This is a genomic window from Mycobacterium spongiae (assembly GCF_018278905.1).
In the GTDB taxonomy this organism is placed as follows: domain Bacteria; phylum Actinomycetota; class Actinomycetes; order Mycobacteriales; family Mycobacteriaceae; genus Mycobacterium; species Mycobacterium spongiae.
This window is the reverse complement of the sequence record NZ_CP046600.1, coordinates 168,756-189,301: the sequence shown is the minus strand read 5'-3', so window position 1 is coordinate 189,301 and position 20,546 is coordinate 168,756. Positions and strand designations below refer to the sequence as shown.

Here is a 20,546-nt window from a genome sequence, read left to right as displayed (position 1 = left end):
CTCCGCGGCGGGTGCTGACGGGTCCGCGGGTGATGGCGGTGTCGGCGGTATCGGTGGCACCGGCGGTGCTGGTGGTGCGGGCACCGTGGGCGCGGCCGATGGCGGTACCGGCGGCCAAGGCGCGGCCGGCGGCGACGGCGGTGCCGGGGGTGCCGGCGGCGCGACCGGTACCGGTGCCGGCGGCACCCAGGGTGCCGGCGGTGCGGGTGGCGACGGCGGCACCGGCGGTGCTGGTGGCCAAGGTGGTGCCGGGACCGATAACAGCGCCAACGACGGGACCGCGGGCGGGGCCGGCGGTGTCGGCGGCATCGGCGGCACCGGTGGGGCGGCCGGCACCGGTGGCGCCGGCTCCGCGGCGGGTGCTGACGGGTCCGCGGGTGATGGCGGTGTCGGCGGTATCGGTGGCACCGGCGGTGCTGGTGGTGCGGGCACCGTGGGCGCGGCCGATGGCGGTACCGGCGGCCAAGGCGCGGCCGGCGGCGACGGCGGTGCCGGGGGTGCCGGCGGCGCGACCGGTACCGGTGCCGGCGGCACCCAGGGTGCCGGCGGTGCGGGTGGCGACGGCGGCACCGGCGGTGCTGGTGGCCAAGGTGGTGCCGGGACCGATAACAGCGCCAACGACGGGACCGCGGGCGGGGCCGGCGGTGTCGGCGGCATCGGCGGCACCGGTGGGGCGGCCGGCACCGGTGGCGCCGGCTCCGCGGCGGGTGCTGACGGGTCCGCGGGTGATGGCGGTGTCGGCGGTATCGGTGGCACCGGCGGTGCTGGTGGTGCGGGCACCGTGGGCGCGGCCGATGGCGGTACCGGCGGCCAAGGCGCGGCCGGCGGCGACGGCGGTGCCGGGGGTGCCGGCGGCGCGACCGGTACCGGTGCCGGCGGCACCCAGGGTGCCGGCGGTGCGGGTGGCGACGGCGGCACCGGCGGTGCTGGTGGCCAAGGTGGTGCCGGGACCGATAACAGCGCCAACGACGGGACCGCGGGCGGGGCCGGCGGTGTCGGCGGCATCGGCGGCACCGGTGGGGCGGCCGGCACCGGTGGCGCCGGCTCCGCGGCGGGTGCTGACGGGTCCGCGGGTGATGGCGGTGTCGGCGGTATCGGTGGCACCGGCGGTGCTGGTGGTGCGGGCACCGTGGGCGCGGCCGATGGCGGTACCGGCGGCCAAGGCGCGGCCGGCGGCGACGGCGGTGCCGGGGGTGCCGGCGGCGCGACCGGTACCGGTGCCGGCGGCACCCAGGGTGCCGGCGGTGCGGGTGGCGACGGCGGCACCGGCGGTGCTGGTGGCCAAGGTGGTGCCGGGACCGATAACAGCGCCAACGACGGGACCGCGGGCGGGGCCGGCGGTGTCGGCGGCATCGGCGGCACCGGTGGGGCGGCCGGCACCGGTGGCGCCGGCTCCGCGGCGGGTGCTGACGGGTCCGCGGGTGATGGCGGTGTCGGCGGTGACGGTGGCACCGGCGGTGCTGGTGGTGCGGGCACCGTGGGCGCGGCCGATGGCGGTACCGGCGGCCAAGGCGCGGCCGGCGGCGACGGCGGTGCCGGGGGTGCCGGCGGCGCGACCGGTACCGGTGCCGGCGGCACCCAGGGTGCCGGCGGTGCGGGTGGCGACGGCGGCACCGGCGGTGCTGGTGGCCAAGGTGGTGCCGGGACCGATAACAGCGCCAACGACGGGACCGCGGGCGGGGCCGGCGGTGTCGGCGGCATCGGCGGCACCGGTGGGGCGGCCGGCACCGGTGGCGCCGGCTCCGCGGCGGGTGCTGACGGGTCCGCGGGTGATGGCGGTGTCGGCGGTGACGGTGGCACCGGCGGTGCTGGTGGTGCGGGCACCGTGGGCGCGGCCGATGGCGGTACCGGCGGCCAAGGCGCGGCCGGCGGCGACGGCGGTGCCGGGGGTGCCGGCGGCGCGACCGGTACCGGTGCCGGCGGCACCCAGGGTGCCGGCGGTGCGGGTGGCGACGGCGGCACCGGCGGTGCTGGTGGCCAAGGTGGTGCCGGGACCGATAACAGCGCCAACGACGGGACCGCGGGCGGGGCCGGCGGTGTCGGCGGCATCGGCGGCACCGGTGGGGCGGCCGGCACCGGTGGCGCCGGCTCCGCGGCGGGTGCTGACGGGTCCGCGGGTGATGGCGGTGTCGGCGGTGACGGTGGCACCGGCGGTGCTGGTGGTGCGGGCACCGTGGGCGCGGCCGATGGCGGTACCGGCGGCCAAGGCGCGGCCGGCGGCGACGGCGGTGCCGGGGGTGCCGGCGGCGCGACCGGTACCGGTGCCGGCGGCACCCAGGGTGCCGGCGGTGCGGGTGGCGACGGCGGCACCGGCGGTGCTGGTGGCCAAGGTGGTGCCGGGACCGATAACAGCGCCAACGACGGGACCGCGGGCGGGGCCGGCGGTGTCGGCGGCATCGGCGGCACCGGTGGGGCGGCCGGCACCGGTGGCGCCGGCTCCGCGGCGGGTGCTGACGGGTCCGCGGGTGATGGCGGTGTCGGCGGTATCGGTGGCACCGGCGGTGCTGGTGGTGCGGGCACCGTGGGCGCGGCCGATGGCGGTACCGGCGGCCAAGGCGCGGCCGGCGGCGACGGCGGTGCCGGGGGTGCCGGCGGCGCGACCGGTACCGGTGCCGGCGGCACCCAGGGTGCCGGCGGTGCGGGTGGCGACGGCGGCACCGGCGGTGCTGGTGGCCAAGGTGGTGCCGGGACCGATAACAGCGCCAACGACGGGACCGCGGGCGGGGCCGGCGGTGTCGGCGGCATCGGCGGCACCGGTGGGGCGGCCGGCACCGGTGGCGCCGGCTCCGCGGCGGGTGCTGACGGGTCCGCGGGTGATGGCGGTGTCGGCGGTATCGGTGGCACCGGCGGTGCTGGTGGTGCGGGCACCGTGGGTGCGGCTGATGGCGGTACCGGCGGCCAAGGCGCGGCCGGCGGCGACGGCGGTGCCGGGGGTGCCGGTGGGGCGACCGGTACCGGTGCCGGCGGCACCCAGGGTGCCGGCGGTGCGGGTGGCGACGGCGGCACCGGCGGTGCTGGTGGCCAAGGTGGTGCCGGGACCGATAACAGCGCCAACGACGGGACCGCGGGCGGGGCCGGCGGTGTCGGCGGCATCGGCGGCACCGGTGGGGCGGCCGGCACCGGTGGCGCCGGCTCCGCGGCGGGTGCTGACGGGTCCGCGGGTGATGGCGGTGTCGGCGGTACGGTGGCACCGGCGGTGCTGGTGGTGCGGGCACCGTGGGCGCGGCCGATGGCGGTACCGGCGGCCAAGGCGCGGCCGGCGGCGACGGCGGTGCCGGGGGTGCCGGCGGCGCGACCGGTACCGGTGCCGGCGGCACCCAGGGTGCCGGCGGTGCGGGTGGCGACGGCGGCACCGGCGGTGCTGGTGGCCAAGGTGGTGCCGGGACCGATAACAGCGCCAACGACGGGACCGCGGGCGGGGCCGGCGGTGTCGGCGGCATCGGCGGCACCGGTGGGGCGGCCGGCACCGGTGGCGCCGGCTCCGCGGCGGGTGCTGACGGGTCCGCGGGTGATGGCGGTGTCGGCGGTATCGGTGGCACCGGCGGTGCCGGTGGTGCGGGCACCGTGGGCGCGGCCGATGGCGGTACCGGCGGCCAAGGCGCGGCCGGCGGCGACGGCGGTGCCGGGGGTGCCGGCGGCGCGACCGGTACCGGTGCCGGCGGCACCCAGGGCGCCGGCGGTGCGGGTGGCGACGGCGGCACCGGCGGCCAAGGTGGCACCGGGGGTGCCGGCACCGATAACAGCGCCAACGACGGGACCGCGGGCGGGGCCGGCGGCACCGGCGGCATCGGCGGCACCGGTGGGGCGGCCGGCACCGGTGGCGCCGGCTCCGCGGCGGGTGCTGACGGGTCCGCGGGTGATGGCGGTGTCGGCGGTATCGGTGGCACCGGCGGTGCTGGTGGTGCCGGCACCATGGGCGCGGCCGATGGCGGTACCGGCGGCCAAGGCGCGGCCGGCGGCGACGGCGGTGCCGGGGGTGCCGGCGGCGCGACCGGTACCGGTGCCGGCGGCACCCAGGGCGCCGGCGGTGCGGGTGGCGACGGCGGCACCGGCGGTGCTGGTGGCCAAGGTGGTGCCGGGACCGATAACAGCGCCAACGACGGGACCGCGGGCGGGGCCGGCGGTGTCGGCGGCATCGGCGGCACCGGTGGGGCGGCCGGCACCGGTGGCGCCGGCTCCGCGGCGGGTGCTGACGGGTCCGCGGGTGATGGCGGTGTCGGCGGTATCGGTGGCACCGGCGGTGCCGGTGGTGCCGGCACCATGGGCGCGGCCGATGGCGGTACCGGCGGCCAAGGCGCGGCCGGCGGCGACGGCGGTGCCGGGGGTGCCGGCGGCGCGACCGGTACCGGTGCCGGCGGCACCCAGGGTGCCGGCGGTGCGGGTGGCGACGGCGGCACCGGCGGTGCTGGTGGCCAAGGTGGTGCCGGGACCGATAACAGCGCCAACGACGGGACCGCGGGCGGGGCCGGCGGTGTCGGCGGCATCGGCGGCACCGGTGGGGCGGCCGGCACCGGTGGCGCCGGCTCCGCGGCGGGTGCTGACGGGTCCGCGGGTGATGGCGGTGTCGGCGGTACGGTGGCACCGGCGGTGCGGTGGTGCCGGCACCGTGGGCGCGGCCGATGGCGGTACCGGCGGCCAAGGCGCGGCCGGCGGCGACGGCGGTGCCGGGGGTGCCGGCGGCGCGACCGGTACCGGTGCCGGCGGCACCCAGGGCGCCGGCGGTGCGGGTGGCGACGGCGGCACCGGCGGTGCTGGTGGCCAAGGTGGTGCCGGGACCGATAACAGCGCCAACGACGGGACCGCGGGCGGGGCCGGCGGTGTCGGCGGCATCGGCGGCACCGGTGGGGCGGCCGGCACCGGTGGCGCCGGCTCCGCGGCGGGTGCTGACGGGTCCGCGGGTGATGGCGGTGTCGGCGGCACGGTGGCACCGGCGGGCTGGCGGTGCCGGCACCGTGGGCGCGCGATGGCGGACCGGCGGCCAAGGCGCGGCCGGCGGCGACGGCGGGCCGGGGGTGCCGGTGGGGCGACCGGCCTCGGTGCCGGCGGCACCCAGGGCGCCGGCGGTGCGGGTGGCGACGGCGGCACCGGCGGCATCGGCGGTGCCGGTGGTGCCGGCACCGACAACAGCGCCACCCCGGGCACCAACGGCGGCGCCGGCGGCAAAGGCGGCATCGGCGGCACCGGCGGCGACGCCGGCCAAGGCGGCACCGGCTCCACCGCCGGCACTGACGGCAACGCCGGCGACGGCGGCACCGGCGGCCAGGGCGGCACCGGCGGCACCGGCGGCATCGGCACCACCGGCACGACCGGCGGCGGTACCGGCGGCCAAGGCGCGACCGGCGGCGACGGCGGGCACCGGCGGTGCCGGTGGGGCGACCGGCCTCGGTGCCGGCGGCACCCAGGGCGCCGGCGGCGCGGGTGGCGACGGCGGCACCGGCGGCATCGGCGGTGCTGGTGGTGCCGGGACCGACAACAGCGCCACCCCGGGCACCAACGGCGGCGCCGGCGGCAAAGGCGGCATCGGCGGCACCGGCGGCGACGCCGGCCAAGGCGGCACCGGCTCCACCGCCGGCACCGACGGCAACGCCGGCGACGGCGGCACCGGCGGCCAGGGCGGCACCGGCGGCACCGGCGGCATCGGCACCACCGGCACGACCGGCGGCGGTACCGGCGGCCAAGGCGCGACCGGCGGGGCCGGCGGCACCGGCGGTGCCGGTGGGGCGACCGGCCTCGGTGCCGGCGGCACCCAAGGCGCCGGCGGCGCGGGTGGCGACGGCGGCACCGGCGGCCAAGGTGGCACCGGGGGTGCCGGCACCGACAACAGCGCCACCCCGGGCACCAACGGCGGCGCCGGCGGCAAAGGCGGCGTCGGCGGCACCGGCGGCGACGCCGGCCAAGGCGGCACCGGCTCCACCGCCGGCACCGACGGCAACGCCGGCGACGGCGGCACCGGCGGCCAGGGCGGCACCGGCGGCACCGGCGGCATCGGCACCACCGGCACGACCGGCGGCGGTACCGGCGGCCAAGGCGCGACCGGCGGGGCCGGCGGCACCGGCGGAGCCGGGGGCGCGACCGGCCTCGGTGCCGGCGGCACCCAGGGCGCCGGCGGTGCGGGTGGCGACGGCGGCACCGGCGGGATCGGTGGTGCTGGTGGTGCCGGCACCGATAACAGCGCCAACGACGGCACCGCCGGCGGTGTGGGCGGTAAAGGCGGCACCGGCGGCACCGGCGGCGACGCCGGCCAAGGCGGCACCGGCTCGGTCGCGGGCGCGGCGGGTACCGCCGGTGATGGCGGCGTCGGCGGCACCGGTGGCACCGGCGGCGCGGGCGGAGCCGGCACGGTCGGGGCTGCCGATGGCGGCGACGGCGGCCAGGGCGCGGCCGGCGGCGCTGGCGGGGCCGGCGGTGCTGGTGGGGCGACCGGCCTCGGTGCCGGCGGCACCCAGGGTGCGGGCGGTGCGGGTGGCGACGGCGGCACCGGCGGGATCGGTGGTGCTGGTGGTGCCGGCACCGATAACAGCGCCAACGACGGCACCGCCGGCGGTGTGGGCGGTAAAGGCGGCACCGGCGGCACCGGCGGCGACGCCGGCCTCGGCGGCACCGGCTCCACCGCGGGCACTGACGGCTCCGCGGGTGATGGCGGCGTCGGCGGCACCGGTGGCACCGGCGGCGCGGGCGGAGCCGGCACGGTCGGGGCTGCCGATGGCGGCGACGGCGGCCAGGGCGCGGCCGGCGGCGCTGGCGGGGCCGGCGGTGCTGGTGGGGCGACCGGCCTCGGTGCCGGCGGCACCCAGGGCGCCGGCGGTGCGGGTGGCGACGGCGGCACCGGCGGTCAAGGTGGCACCGGCGGAACGGGCACCGACAACAGCGCCACCCCGGGCACCGCCGGCGGTGTGGGCGGTAAAGGCGGCGTCGGCGGCACCGGCGGCGACGCCGGCCAAGGCGGCACCGGCTCCACCGCGGGCACTGACGGCAACGCCGGCGATGGCGGCGTCGGCGGCACCGGTGGCACCGGCGGTGCCGGTGGTGCGGGCACGGCCGGCACCAGTGGTGGCGGCGACGGCGGCCAAGGCGCCACCGGCGGTGCCGGCGGCACCGGCGGAGCCGGGGGCGCGACAGGCCTCGGTGCCGGCGGCACCCAAGGCGCCGGCGGTCAAGGCGGCGACGGCGGCACCGGCGGTGCTGGTGGCCAAGGTGGTGCGGGCACCGACAACAGCGCCACCCCGGGCACCGACGGCGGGGCCGGTGGTAAAGGCGGCGTCGGCGGCACCGGCGGCGACGCCGGCCAAGGCGGCACCGGCTCCACCGCGGGCGCCGACGGGTCCGCCGGCGACGGTGGTCAAGGTGGTATCGGCGGCGACGGCGGGGCCGGCGGCATCGGCACCGCCGGGACGACCGGTGGCGGCGCTGGCGGAGCCGGCGATACTGGCGGCGCTGGCGGCGCTGGCGGAGCCGGCGGCGCCGGCGGCGCGTCCGGTACCGGCACCGGCGGCAGCCAAGGCGCCGGCGGCCAAGGCGGCGATGGCGGAACCGGCGGCCAAGGCGGCACCGGCGGCGACGGCAGCAGCGGCAGCGGCAACGGCGGCGCTGGCGGTATAGGCGGCAACGGCGGCGTGGGTGGTGACGCCGGCATAGGCGGCACCGGATCCACCACCGGAGCCGCCGGCTCCTCGGGTGACGGCGGCTCCGGTGGAGCCGGCGGCCACGGCGGCGACGGCGGCGAAGGTGCAGTTGGAGCGGTCGGCGGCGGCACCGGCGGCCAGGGTGCCACCGGCGGCAGCGGCGGAGCCGGCGGCACCGGCGGCGCGGCCGGCGCCGGTACCGGCGGCATCCAAGGCGCCGGCGGCCAAGGCGGTGACGGCGGCACCGGCGGCCAAGGTGGTGACGGCGGCGCGGGAACCGACAACAGCGCCAACGCGAATACCGCAGGAGGTAGCGGGGGTCAGGGCGGCATCGGCGGCACCGGTGGCGACGCCGGCCTCGGCGGAACCGGATCCACCACCGGAGCTGACGGCTCCTCCGGCGACGGCGGAACCGGCGGAACCGGCGGCGCCGGCGGTGCCGGCGGCAGCGGCACCGCAGGGGGTACCGGCGGCCAAGGCGCCACCGGCGGAACCGGCGGAAACGGCGGGGCCGGCGGTCTGGCGGGCGCCGGTATCGGTGGCATCCAAGGCGCCGGCGGCGACGGCGGCGCCGGCGGAACCGGCGGAACCGGCGGTGCGGGCGGAAACGGCACCACCGGCCAAAATGGCGGTAGCGGCGGAACCGGCGGCGACGGCGGTGCGGGCGGTAACGCCGGTGCCGGCAGCGTTAACGGCATCGGAGGCGACGGCGGAATCGGCGGGACCGGCGGAACCGGCGGAACCGGCGGAAACGGCAGCACCGCCCAGAATGGCGGAATCGGCGGATCTGGCGGCGACGGCGGTGCGGGTGGCACCGCCGGTACCGGCAGCGTTAGCGGTGCCGGCGGCGATGGCGGCGCCGGCGGTGCTGGCGGCGGCGGCGGCCAAGGCGGACTCGGGGGCGTCAATCAAGACGGTGGCGACGGCGGCGCCGGAGGGACCGGCGGTGGGGGTGGCGCCGCCGCCGCCGGCAGCGTTAACGGCACCGGCGGCGACGGCGGCGACGGCGGCACCGGCGGCCAAGGCGCCAACGGCGGAGCCGCAACAGGAACGAGCACACCCGGAACAGACGGTGGAGCCGGCGGCGCCGGTGGAGCCGGCGGCGCCGGCGGCGACGGCATCGGCGGCATCGGTGGGGGAACCGGCGGCCAAGGCGGCGCTGCCGGTGACGGCGGCAACGGCGGCCAACCCGCCCCCGGCTCGTCCGCTGGCGTCCTAGCCGGCACTGGCGGCAGCGGCGGAACCGGCGGCGCCGGCGGTACCGGTGGCGCTGGTGCCGGTACCGGCGGTAACGGCGGTGCCGGCGGTATTGGAGGTATCGGCGGTAACGGTCCTACTGGCCTGGACAACGGTGACGGCCCCGGCGGCCAAGGCGGTGCTGGCGGCGACGGCGGCGCCGGCGGGACCGGCGGCACCGACGGCGGCGCCGGCGGCACTGGCGGCATCGGCGGTGACGGCGGCGCCGGCGGCATCGCCGGAACGTTCGGCGGAGACGGCGGGATAGGCGGTGCGGCCGGCACCGGCGGCGACGGCGGGACCGGCGGAAGCGGCGGCGGTGACGGTGGCGACGGCGGAACGGGCGGAACCGGCGGAACCGGCGGCCGAGGCGACGATCGAATGGGCGTCGTCGCCCAACCCGGCGACCCCGGCGGCGCCGGAGGCGCCGGCGGGGCGGCCGGCGCCGGAGGCAAGGGCGGCGACGCCGGCGCCGGCGGCAACGGCGACGGCGGCAAAGGCGGCGACGGCGGCACCGGCGGCCTCGGGGGCGACGGTGGTGACGCCGAGCAAGGTGAGACTGGCGTTGGCAGTGGCACCGGTGGCGCGGGCGGCCAAGGCGGCACCGGCGGCACCGGCGGCACCGGCGGCACCGGCACCGGTACCGGCAGCGGCGGTGCAGGCGGCGATGCCGGCACCGGCGGCCAAGGCGGCACCGGCGGCACCGGCAGCTTCAGCACCACACCGGACGTAGCCGGCGGAGTGGGCGGCATCGGCGGGGCCGGCGGGGCCGGCGGCACGGCCGGTACGGGCGGGTCCGGATCGACCGCGGGCGCCGACGGCAGCTCCGGTGACGGCGGCCAAGGCGGCAAGGGCGGAACCGGCGGCGCCGGCGCAGCCGGTACGGCCGGTGCCGCCGGCGGCGGCACCGGCGGCCAGGGCGCCAGCGGCGGCGCCGGCGGGACTGGCGGCGACGGCGGTTTGGCGGGCGCCGGTACCGGTGGCATCCAAGGCGCCGGCGGCGACGGCGGAACCGGCGGAATCGGCGGCCAAGGCGGCGACGGCGGCACCGGCGGCACCAATCAAGACGGCGGCGACGCCGGCGACGGCGGTACGGGCGGTGCGGGTGGCACCGCTGGCGCCGGCAGCGTCAATGGCACCGGCGGGACCGGCGGAATCGGCGGCGCCGGCGGCCAAGGCGCCAACGGCGGCACCGTAAGCGGAACGAGCACACCCGGAACAGACGGTGGAGCGGGCGGCGACGGCGGAGCCGGCGGCGCTGGCGGCGACGGCATTGGCGGAATCGGTGGGGGAACCGGCGGCCAAGGCGGCGCTGCCGGCGCTGGCGGCGCCGGCAGCCGACCCGCTTCCGGCTCACTCCCCGGCGTCCCGTCTGGCAATGGCGGCATTGGCGGCACTGGCGGCGCCGGCGGTACCGGCGGCGCCGGCGCGGGCACTGGCGGTACCGGCGGTGCCGGAGGTATCGGCGGTGTCGGCGGCGACGGGCCCTTCGGCGGCTCCGGCTCAAGTGAAGGCCCCGGCGGCCAAGGCGGTGCTGGCGGAGCCGGTGGGATCGGCGGGACCGGCGGCACCGACGGCGGCACCGGCGGAACCGGCGGTATCGGCGGCACCGGCGGCACCGGCGGCGAGGGCGGCCAGAACGGCGGCACCGGCGGGATGGGCGGCGCGGCTGGCGCCGGTGGCGAGGGCGGGACCGGCGGGAGCGGCGGCGGCGACGGCGGAACCGGCGGAATCGGCGGCACCGGCGGCACGGGCGGCGCGGGTGACGGTCGCGGCTCCGGCGCCACCCCCGGCGAGGCCGGCGGTACCGGAGGCGCCGGCGGTGCGGCCGGCGTCGGCGGCAAAGGCGGCGACGCCGGCGCTGGCGGCGACGGGGACGGCGGCGACGGCGGCAAGGGCGGCACCGGCGGCGCCGGCGGCGACGGTGGCGACGCCCAGCAGAGTGGAAACCCCGGAGACGGCGGCGACGGCGGAAACGGTGCCGTAGGCGCCTCAGGTGGCAGCGGAGGCAGCGGTTCCGGTACCGGCAGCGGCGGCACCGGGGGAACCGGCGGCGACGGCGGCAACGGTGGCGACGGCGGCATCGGCGGCAGCAACCCCGGCGGGACCGGCGGTACGGGAGGCCCGGGCGATCCCGGCGATCCTCCCGTCGGCGGCACCGGCGGCAGTGGCGGCACGGGCGGCACCGCCGGCGCGGGCGGCACGGGCGGCATCGCCTGATCATTGGAGGCATACGGCGCCACGATGGTGTCGATAGCGGGCCGAGTCGGATTGCCAACCGTTGCTGCACCATCGGCGCGACTGGTCCGATGACCGTCATGGATTGGTGTCCCTCTGTCGGGACGGCGGACCAATCGGCAGCGGATCTAGAACAGCGAGCCCGCCGGCCGATCGAGCGTGACATTGGCATCGCTGGAGGCTCGAGAATGATCCGATCGGTCTCTGCCTAGGGGGTGTTTGGTCGCCTTGAGCCGGGCGACTGACCCTGGCTGGTCGTCAATGTGACTGGTTGCTCGGCGAGGAGATCGAGGATGCGGTCAGGACGACGTCTGGGCGGTGAGCCGCGTCAATTCGCTCAACAATAATTCCGCGCCGGGGCGCAGTCGCGACACAACGACCAGTACCGGAACCTCGACGAAAGACGCTGTGGGTAGTCGCGCGGTCTGTATATCGCGCGCGGATTTTTTTCCGATGCGATAGTTCGATCCGTCTCGTATGACGCTCCGCCCAAGCGAGTACGGAAGAAACCCAACTCCGGCACGAGTGCGCCGGCCATCACCAAACCCCAGCTAAGACTCACGATTAGCTGAATGGCAATGCGTGATTCGATGGGCATTACCGTTGGGTCTAGCAGTACCGAACCGGCCACTTAGTCTCGATGTTGAGCCGCGTACGTTTCTGCTACCAAACCCCCTAGTGACGATGTCTGCGATGTGGCGCTGCGGCGGAACGTCCGAGCGACGGCTACCGGCGCGGTCAGACGTCAGGACCGTCGCTCAGGTGGCTCGCCGATCCTCCAAGCCATCGCCGTAAGCACCGGTCGTTCCCTCCCCCGCCCGGGCAGCTTCGAGCACCACTGTCGGGGCGACAAGGCCATGGGCTCCATCTGTCTCGCCCCATCCGCGATCCTCGGCCAGCCCGAGTGTGGGACGCGGTGAGCAGTTGGCCGGTAGCGTGAGTCATAGCGAGCGGTGCATCTGTCGTAGCCCGCCAGCGCTCGCTACGGTCAGTAGGACGAATGACGGAGGTTTCCATGGCGGGGCAGATCCCATTGGTCGACTATCTGATACTTGACGACGGCGAACCGCACCTTATGGCGCGGGAGTGCATCAACTGCGGCGCCCGGTTCTTCGACCGGCGCAACGCGTGCGCCAGCTGCTTCTCGACCGACTTCACGCCGGTCCGGGTCGCGACCGAAGGCACGGTGCGCACGTTCACGATCGTCAGCTTCGCCGCACCGGGGATCCCCACCCCGTTCGTGGCATCCGTGGTCGACTGCGATGGCACCCCGGTCCGCGCCAACCTGGTCAACGTTGAGCCCGATCCGGAGCACATCCGCGACGGCATGAAGGTGCGGCTCACGACCTACCCGATCGGCACGGATTCCGAGGGCACCGAGGCGATCGGCTTCGGCTTCGAGCCCGCGGCTTGAGCAACCACCACCGGATCACCTGTAAGGAGTAGCGACGATGAGCGCCAGCGACGAAATCTGGATCCTTGGCATCCGGATGACCAAGTTCGGCAAGCACCCCGATCTCGACACCGTTGACCTGGCCGCCGAGGCTGCGATGGGAGCGCTCTCCGACGCGGGCCTGACCATGGCCGACATCGGCGCGTTGGCGGCCGGCAACCTGATGGCCGCGAATGCCGGTCTCGGTCAACAGCTTCAAAAGCAGATCGGCCAGACCGGCATCCCCGTCTACAACGTCGCAAACGCCTGCGCCACCGGCGCCACAGCGCTGCGGACCGCCATCCTGGCCGTCAAGGCGGGCGAGGTCGAGTACGCCATGGCCGTTGGCGTTGAGAAACTGTCGGGCGCTGGGCTGCTGGGCGCCGGCGGGCGGAAGAAGAAAGACGCCGAGGTCTGGGAACCTGCAGGCCGCTACGGCGCAGTCGCACCGGTCGACGGACGGATCGGCACCGAAACCATGCCCGGTGTGTTCGCTCAGATCGGCGCCGAGTACGGCCACAAGTACGGCGGCACCAGCTTCGAGCTATTCGCCAAGATCAGCGAGAAAAACCACGCTCACTCGACGCTAAATCCGCTGGCGGCCTACCAGAAGAAGTTCACGCTGGAGCAGATCATGAGTGACGTGATGATCGCCTACCCGAACACTAGGCCCATGTGCTCGGCCAACTGCGACGGCGCGGCGGCCGCGATCGTTTGCAACGGCGCGACGTTGCAGACGCTCTCGCTGGAACAGCGTCGACGCGCGGTGAAAGTGTCCGCGTCGGTGCTGACAACCGATCCGTACGAGTCTGGCTGCCAGGTGCTGCCGAATGTCAACACGTTGACCCGCAACGCCGCCGCGACCGCCTACGAACAGGCTGGCGTCGGGCCGAGCGAGCTGAACCTGGTCGAGCTGCACGACTGCTTCGCCACCGCCGAGCTGGTGCACTACGACAATCTGATGCTGTGCGACGAGGGCGGCGCCGCCGACTTCTTCAACTCGGGCGCCCCGTGGCGCGACGGCTCGACGCCCGTCAACGTGTCGGGCGGGCTGCAGTCCAAGGGCCACCCGATCGCGGCCACCGGCATCGCCAACGTCTGGGAGATCTGCCACCACCTCCGCGGGGAAGCCGGCGATCGGCAGATCGAGAACGCCAAAGTCGGTCTGGCCCATGTCATCGGTTTGGGCTCGGCGTGCGGCGTCCACATCCTCGAAAAATCGGCTGCCTAGCTCGCCGGGACGGCGCACGCCACTCACCGCCCGGGAGCGCCCCGCTTTGGGCCGCGTGCAATAACCTGGGGTCGTGGTCAAGAGCGGTCGTCGGGCCAGACATGCGCGCAGACGCAAACGCCGGATGCAGCGTGTGGAACACGACCTCAGCGGTGAGCATTGGGCCGCACTCAAAGCTGCGTGGGGTGGCTGTGCCTACTGCGGCTCGACAGGCGAGCCACTGCAGCGCGACTGCGTGCTGCCGGTCTCCCGAGGTGGGCGCTATACGCTGGAAAACGTTGTGCCTGTGTGCCGTTCATGCAATGCCAGCAAATGCCATTACGAAGTCACCGGCTGGCTGAGGCGCAAAGGACTCGACGAGAGCACCTTCCTGAAACGGTACATGCGCATCAAGTCGGCAATTGCCGTCACCGCTGTCGGCGACGACTGAAACTGACCCCGTATGGACACACTAGAACCCAAGCGCCGCAAAGGAATCAACGCCCCCAGCGTTGCCCGAAGTCCCCGCAGTGCCGCCGGTTCCTGACATTTCATACATTCCTGCGATCGCGGACATACCGCAGCCTTAACACCGTAGACCGACCTCGCGGCCGCGAACTGCGAAGGCCGCGGAATCCTTGGCGATCGTCACCGTAGCCGTCGAGCGACCACGACATCGTCGTGGGTATGTTGCCCTGCGGGACCAGCTGGCGTCTGGCGTTCTCGCCGCGGGTCGATTCGGAAATCCCAATCGTCATCGAGCAATCCAGCACCATCTGGGAAGTCTGGTACCAGCTCAGCGGCGAGGCCGGCGATCGGCAAGTCGAGAACTTCAAAGTAAGCCTGGCCGGTGTGGGCGGCCTAGCTGAACGTGGGACCGCACCGCGGGGCGCTAGTGGCGCATGTCGCGGTGGCTATCCGGCTAGCCATTGATAGGCGCGTTCGCGGGTGGCAAACCAACCGGTCGGAAAGCTCGCCGGGCCCTCCACACCGGGTTGTCCTCCGGATTCAACCGTCCCGGGAAAGCCCTCGCCGACCAGGAAGGCGAACTTCTCGACCCCGGCCGTGTTGTAGCGGGGGATGATCTTCTCGTCGCGCCATTCCGCCACCCCCGGGCCGAATTCGTGGCGGAACTCGATGGCGTCGATGATCATGAATTGTGGCGTGTGCTGTTCACCGAGTGTTGCGAACAACTCAAGAGTCTCCTTGAAGTCGGCATCCGTCATGCCACCGGGCAGCCAACGCAACTCCAGCGTCCGCCACCGCGGATGATGCACAACCACGCTCCACGGGTTGCGCCCGACTTCCACCGTCTCAGCCTGTTGCGTCGATGCCATGAGTCTTCCTTCCTTCGTTGCCGCGGAGCCACCTTACGGCTGAGGGCCGGGGCGGCCTTGGGGGCAAAGGCAAAGCTAGCTTTGACGAGCCAGACACCATGAGGGGCGGATCGGACAACTTCCGTGCCGATTCGGCCAGCGCACGACCGGCCACTTCGCTTTGGCATACGCTCGCAGCGTGTTGTCGGTCGCTGTCCTGGCGCTGTCCGGCGGAGCCTCCATCGGGCCGGCCGGATTCATGGACGTGCTGGCCAAAGCCGACCGCGCCTGGCGACTGGCCGCGGGCCAAGATTGGACGCCGCTATTCGACATCACCCTAGTCGGGTTGGACTCCACGCCGGTGCGCTGCCGCGACGGAATCGTGCTGCAACCCCACTGCCCGGCGCGCGATCTCGCTTCACCCCAACTTGTCGTGGTGCCCGCCTTCGACGATGAGCATCTGCTGGATTCACTTGCCAGTAACCAGGATTGGGCGTCCTGGCTTAGGAAATGGCACGCCGACGGAGCCCGGGTGGCGTCCTCGTGCATCGGCGCATTCCTGCTCGCGGAGGCTGGCCTACTCGACGGGCGACCGGCCACCACACACTGGATGTTCGCCGACATGCTGCGATCGCGATATCCGGCAGTCAAGGTCAGTAGCGACCGACTGATCGTCGACGCCGGCGATGTGATCACCTGCGGTGGTGCCACCACCTTCCTGTCTCTGGTGATCTATCTCGTCGAACGTTTCGGAGGCCATGAGCGCGCCGCGCTGGCACGCAAGGTGCTGCTCATCGACGGCGGGCGGGTCAGTCAACTGCCCTATCTGGCGTTCACCCCAGTGCGCGAGCACGGCGACGAACTCGTGTTGGCGGTGCAGCACTACATCGACACCCACCTGGCGTCACCCATTCGATCCGACCTGCTCGCCCGCATGTTCGGCGTCAGCCCACGCACCCTGGCCAGGCGGTTCCACGCCGCCACAAACAGCAGCGTGACCAGCTATGTGCAGCAAGCCAGAATCCTCTTGGCGAAGAAACTCCTGGAGACCACCGACAAGCCGATCGAGCACATCCGGGCCGCCACCGGATACCTGGACCCTGCAGCCTTTCGACGCGCCTTCCGGCAAGCCGCCGGAATATCGCCGCGCCAATACCGCAACACCTACGCGGCCGGCCAGCTGCCGACGTCATAGTGCTAGACGGCGTTCCCGAGGGCGACCGCACCCTGGGTCCGGACACTCGTCGCGAGTCGCCGGAACAGGCTAAATCCGATGAGCGTGCCGAGGGCGATAGCGAAAATAGCCACGCCGGTGTCCGCCAACGTGCTGACCGAAACCGTGTCGCTGGCGGCTCTTTGGGTGAACCGGATGAAACTCAACGCGCCCGGTACCAGGCCCCAGAACACGGTCAAGAGCATCACCATCCGCGGCGGGGCTGACCTAAAGCCGGACGCGAACATCGCAAACGGGACAGCAATGAAGGCCCCCAGTGCACCGGACATGGCCTGATCCACAAACATGCCGCTGAGGTCTTGCGCGATCACGGCTACGCCGAGCCCCATCACCAACCAGATCAGTGACCCACGCGGAGCGGACAAGTACAGGTACATGCCGATCGCCATCACCACAATCGCGAGATACAACGACCACTCCCCCATCGCCGCCGACGGTTGATGCGGGCTCGGCAACCCGACCAGGCGAACGCCCAGCGCCACACCCGCGGCCAACAGCATCAACTGCGCGACACCGTAAACCAACCGGGAGGCGCCCGCGATCATCTGCCCGCTGGCAAGCTCGATGGCCCCGGTCGTGAGCGAAAAGCCAGGAAGCAGGGCGATCAGCGGGGGCGCGATGATGCGAAGCAGTCCTTCGTTGGCAGCACCGGCAAAAAAATCGATCGCCAAGAACGAGACCAGAAACGCCGACACCGTCGCCTGGATGGGCCCGAACCAGCTGAACTGTCGACCAATAGCAAGCGCCAGACCACCCACTGCGCCGAGCACCGCGTAGGCCAGGAGCGCCTTCCATGTCGGATTGAGCATCAACCCGAAACCGATAGTCGCCATCGCATGGCCGAAGATTGTTGTGGCAGAGCCGAACCGACTCGGCAGCTCACGCACGGCAGTCACCGCAGCGACCGCGTCGCCCGGAGCAATCGCGCCGGCCTCCGCCAGCTGTACGACGTCGGAGATCGCGCCGGCCTGATCGAGACGCACCGTCGCTTGGTTCGATTCGTCCACTTCGGTGGCTGGACCGTTGTCGACCTTGACCATGATCACCGTCGGCAACACCGCGAGCCGCACCGTGCTGGTGGTATAGCGCGACGCAATCAGCACTAATCGGGCGCTGACCATGTTGGTCGGTTGGCCCACCTCGAGCATTGCAATCCCGAGACTGCGCAACATGACCGCGATCTCGTCAGCTGAGAACGTGTCCGGTGGCGCCACCGGCGGTGGCAGCTCCTCTTTGCGCACAGCCCGCCACAGGCGCCGCGGCCACCCCCCCGCTTCGCCGGTTGTCATCGCAGGCGTCACATCAGGCATTGTGAACCGTGACAGCCGGGTTCATGGCATCGGGGCTACCTGTGATCGCTTCCGGAGTTCCGCGGCGCCAGCGGGAGCGCGTCGGCGGAGTGTGCACTGTGCACAGTGCAGAGTGCCCAGCAGAACGGGGACTTCTGGGCAATATGACCTCTAAACAGCACTTTTTACGCCGGGGTCGGTAGCCGGCTTTATAGGTTCGGCACCACTTGTTGGGCCGCTTGGACCGCGGACAGGCGCTTGTCGTTGCGCCGACGCTGCTAGCGGTATCGCGCGGGAGCGCGCGTCGAATGTCGACCAGGTGGGAAGGAACAGCGATGTCGTACGTGGTGGCGGTCCCGGAGGCGCTGGTGGAAGCGGCCACGGATCTCCGGGGGATCGAGTCGGCGCTGAGTGCGGCGAACTCGGCTGCGGCAGCCCCGACGGCGCTGGTGCTGGCCGCCGGTGGTGATGAGGTATCAGCGGCTATCGCGGCGCTATTTTCGGGCCACGCCGCGGAATACCAAGCACTCAGCAGCCAGATGGCCGGGTTTTATGAGCAGTTCGTGCAGGCCTTAGCCAGCGCAGGAGGTTCCTATGCGGGAGCCGAGGCCGCCAACGTTGCGCTGCACAACGTCGAGCACGATGTGCTGGCGTTGATCAACGCGCCCACCCAGACGTTGTTGGGGCGCCCGCTGATCGGCAACGGCGCCAACGGGACGGCGCTCGGGCAAGCCGGCGGCGATGGCGGTTTGCTGTTCGGCAACGGCGGGAGCGGCGGACCCGGCGGCGACGGCGGTGATGCCGGGCTGATCGGTAACGGCGGGGCCGGCGGGGCCGGCTTCAGCCCGACCGGCGCCACGGGTGCGGCCGGTGGCGCCGGGGGCGCCGGTGGGCGCGGCGGATGGCTGTTTGGTCACGGCGGCAACGGCGGTATCGGCGGCACCGGTGGCAGTGATGGCAGCGGTGCCGCCGGATCCGGCGGCATGGGCGGCAACGGTGGTGCGGGTGGCGCCGCCGGGCTGTTTGGCGCCGGCGGGGCCGGGGGCAACGGCGGAGCGGCCGGCAACGGAGCGGGCGGCGCCGGCGACGCCGGCGGCGTCGGTGGCGACGGCGCTGTGGGTGGCGACGGCGGGTGGCTGTTCGGCAACGGTGGCCACGGAGGTTACGGCGGCCAGGGCGGCACCGGCGACGCTCTCGGCAGCCGAGGCGACGGCGGCAATGGCGGCGATGGCGCGGCTGGCGGAAGCGGCGGCTGGCTGTTCGGCGACGGCGGCAGCGGCGGCGACGGCGGCAACGGCGGTCTGGGCGGCTTCATTGATGGCGGCGACGGCGGCGACGGCGGCGACGGCGCTGTCGGCGGCACCGGCGGTTCGCTGTTTGGCGACGGCGGCAGCGGCGGCGACGGCGGGCGCGGCGGCTTAGTCGCCGGCGGCAATGACGTCGACGGCGGAAATGGAGGCAACGGCGGCAACGGCGCTGCCGGCGGCAACGGCGGGGCGGTGTCTGGCGACGGCGGCAGCGGCGGCACCGGCGCGCACGGCGGCAACGCCGGCGACGGCAACAACAGCGGCGTGGGCGGCACCGGCGGCACCGGCGGCATCGGGGCCGTCGGCGGCGCGGGCGGGGCGCTGTTCAGCGACGGCGGCGACGGCGGCACCGGTGGGCGCGGCGGCAACGGCGGTTTCGGCGGCGCCGGCGGCGGGAAAGGCGGTGACGGAGGCGATGGCGCCGGCGGCGGGACCGGCGGACTGCTGTCCGGCAACGGCGGCAACGGCGCTGGCGGCGGCGACGGCGGGCGCGGCGGCGACGGCAACCCCGGCAAGGGTGGCGCCGCAGGCAATGGCGGCGGCGGCGGTGATGGCGCCGCCGGCGGGAGCGGTGGGCAGCTGTCCGGCAATGGCGGCAACGGCGGCAACGGCGGCCGCGGCGGATCCGGCGGCTTCGCCGGCCGGGGCAACGGCGGCGACGGCGGCAACGGCGGCAACGGGGCCGCCGGCGGGACCGGTGGGCAGCTGTCTGGAGACGGCGGCGACGGCGGCGACGGCGGGCACGGCGGCAGCGGCGTTGACGGCGGCACCGATGCCGGCGGCGGTAACGGCGGCACCGGCGGCAGCGCTCAACTGATTGGCAACGGCGGCAACGGCGGCGCCGCTGGCGCTGGCATGCCGACCGGGGCCATTGGCAGCGGCGGCACCGGTGGGCAGCTCTTCGGCACACCCGGAACGCCTGGGTAGCCAACGAGTCCCAACCGCCACGGGTTGGTGGCCACCTGATTCACCGTTCAGTGCGACCACACGTGGTGGCGGGGCCTTGGAACTGACGCGAGCGTCGCAAACAGCAAAGCGCTACAGCATCGACTCGATCATCGCCGTGCCCTCGCCGTCGACATTGCCGGGCGCATCCTCGTTTTGTGCGAAGACGATAAAAGCCGATTGACGGTTCGCGGTGTTCAGCAGCTCGGTAAACGAGCCAATGACCGGCGTCGGGCCCATCCGTGATGTCCCATCCGCGCTGTAATCGATCGTGGCTTCGGTGTGAAAGTTTCGGCTCTGCAGCTGTTCCGTCTCGGGCGCGCCCAAGTCTCTAACGTTGGTCAGACCGGTCGTCGAGACGTTGCTCAGCTGGCTGATGTCGTCTTGCAGCACGGCGACGGGGTCCGTCCCGTTGGCGGGCTTGACCTTGATTTCCATTTCCGCAGTGGCGAAGCCGTTATGGAGCGTCACCCAGCCGGGACCCTGCTCTCCGACTGTCCAGCCCGGCGCGGGAGTTACCGAGACGCCCGGCGCGAGTTCGACCGCGTCGCCGACAGTCAGCGTCACCGCCAGTCGGCTCACAGTCCCGGTCAGGGCGATTGCCGCCGTCACGGCGGCCGCGACGCCCACCAGCGGGACCCGACGCGCGACCCGTCCCCAGCAGCGGCGCTGCCGCGATGTCGCCATAGCGGGCTGTGGGGGCGGTGGTGCTGTAGT

Annotated in this window: 9 protein-coding genes and 2 pseudogenes; 8 read left to right on the top strand and 3 right to left on the bottom strand. The window is 74.7% G+C overall.

Annotated features, from left to right (window positions below; genetic code table 11):
- Positions 1-85: 85 nt before the first annotated feature.
- The 6 genes and pseudogenes from F6B93_RS23660 to F6B93_RS00735 all read left to right on the top strand — a co-directional run.
- Positions 86-3,996: pseudogene (locus F6B93_RS23660) on the top strand (hypothetical protein); the annotation flags it as partial.
- Positions 3,928-5,185: pseudogene (locus tag F6B93_RS23655) on the top strand (hypothetical protein); the annotation flags it as partial. The pseudogenes F6B93_RS23660 and F6B93_RS23655, both read left to right, overlap by 69 nt.
- Complete coding sequence (locus tag F6B93_RS23650) at positions 5,109-11,078, top strand: hypothetical protein (protein ID WP_246541184.1); 5,970 nt, start codon at positions 5,109-5,111, stop codon at positions 11,076-11,078. The pseudogene F6B93_RS23655 and the gene F6B93_RS23650, both read left to right, overlap by 77 nt.
- Before the next feature lie 1,033 nt (positions 11,079-12,111).
- Positions 12,112-12,510, top strand: coding sequence for a Zn-ribbon domain-containing OB-fold protein (locus F6B93_RS00745; protein WP_211697200.1), 399 nt, complete (start codon positions 12,112-12,114; stop codon positions 12,508-12,510).
- Positions 12,511-12,547: 37 nt separating this feature from the next.
- On the top strand, positions 12,548-13,759 hold the full coding sequence (locus F6B93_RS00740) for a thiolase family protein (RefSeq protein ID WP_211697199.1): 1,212 nt from the start codon (positions 12,548-12,550) through the stop codon (positions 13,757-13,759).
- 124 nt (positions 13,760-13,883) lie between these two features.
- Complete coding sequence (locus tag F6B93_RS00735; RefSeq protein ID WP_211699192.1) at positions 13,884-14,189, top strand: HNH endonuclease; 306 nt, start codon at positions 13,884-13,886, stop codon at positions 14,187-14,189.
- Between the two features lie 463 nt (positions 14,190-14,652).
- Here F6B93_RS00735 and F6B93_RS00730 read toward each other — a convergent pair whose 3' ends face one another.
- On the bottom strand, positions 14,653-15,075 hold the full coding sequence (locus F6B93_RS00730) for a hypothetical protein (protein ID WP_211697198.1): 423 nt from the start codon (positions 15,073-15,075) through the stop codon (positions 14,653-14,655).
- A gap of 178 nt (positions 15,076-15,253) precedes the next feature.
- Between F6B93_RS00730 and F6B93_RS00725 the strand changes: the two genes are divergently transcribed.
- A complete protein-coding gene (locus F6B93_RS00725; protein ID WP_211697197.1) occupies positions 15,254-16,249 on the top strand; it encodes a GlxA family transcriptional regulator in 996 nt (331 codons plus the stop codon).
- Positions 16,250-16,251: 2 nt separating this feature from the next.
- On the opposite strand, the gene F6B93_RS00720 is transcribed toward F6B93_RS00725, so the two are convergent.
- Positions 16,252-17,598 carry a threonine/serine exporter family protein gene (locus F6B93_RS00720; protein ID WP_246540951.1) on the bottom strand — a complete coding sequence of 449 codons (1,347 nt, stop codon included), beginning with the start codon at positions 17,596-17,598 and terminating at the stop codon, positions 16,252-16,254.
- Between the two features lie 314 nt (positions 17,599-17,912).
- Between F6B93_RS00720 and F6B93_RS00715 the strand changes: the two genes are divergently transcribed.
- On the top strand, positions 17,913-19,811 hold the full coding sequence (locus F6B93_RS00715; protein WP_211697196.1) for a PE family protein: 1,899 nt from the start codon (positions 17,913-17,915) through the stop codon (positions 19,809-19,811).
- A 111-nt stretch (positions 19,812-19,922) separates the two neighbouring features.
- Here F6B93_RS00715 and F6B93_RS00710 read toward each other — a convergent pair whose 3' ends face one another.
- Positions 19,923-20,459: a hypothetical protein gene (locus tag F6B93_RS00710; protein ID WP_246540950.1), complete on the bottom strand. Its 537-nt coding sequence runs from the start codon at positions 20,457-20,459 to the stop codon at positions 19,923-19,925.
- Positions 20,460-20,546 lie beyond the last annotated feature (87 nt).

Bases quoted from the DNA above. Each gene is read 5' to 3' on its own strand.
- F6B93_RS00745 (WP_211697200.1), top strand. From the start codon at position 12,112: ATGGCGGGGCAGATCCCATTGGTCGACTATCTGATACTTGACGACGGC.
- F6B93_RS00740 (WP_211697199.1), top strand. From the start codon at position 12,548: ATGAGCGCCAGCGACGAAATCTGGATCCTTGGCATCCGGATGACCAAG.
- F6B93_RS00735 (WP_211699192.1), top strand. From the start codon at position 13,884: ATGCAGCGTGTGGAACACGACCTCAGCGGTGAGCATTGGGCCGCACTC.
- F6B93_RS00730 (WP_211697198.1), bottom strand. From the start codon at position 15,075: ATGGCATCGACGCAACAGGCTGAGACGGTGGAAGTCGGGCGCAACCCG.
- F6B93_RS00720 (WP_246540951.1), bottom strand. From the start codon at position 17,598: ATGCCTGATGTGACGCCTGCGATGACAACCGGCGAAGCGGGGGGGTGG.
- F6B93_RS00715 (WP_211697196.1), top strand. From the start codon at position 17,913: ATGTCGTACGTGGTGGCGGTCCCGGAGGCGCTGGTGGAAGCGGCCACG.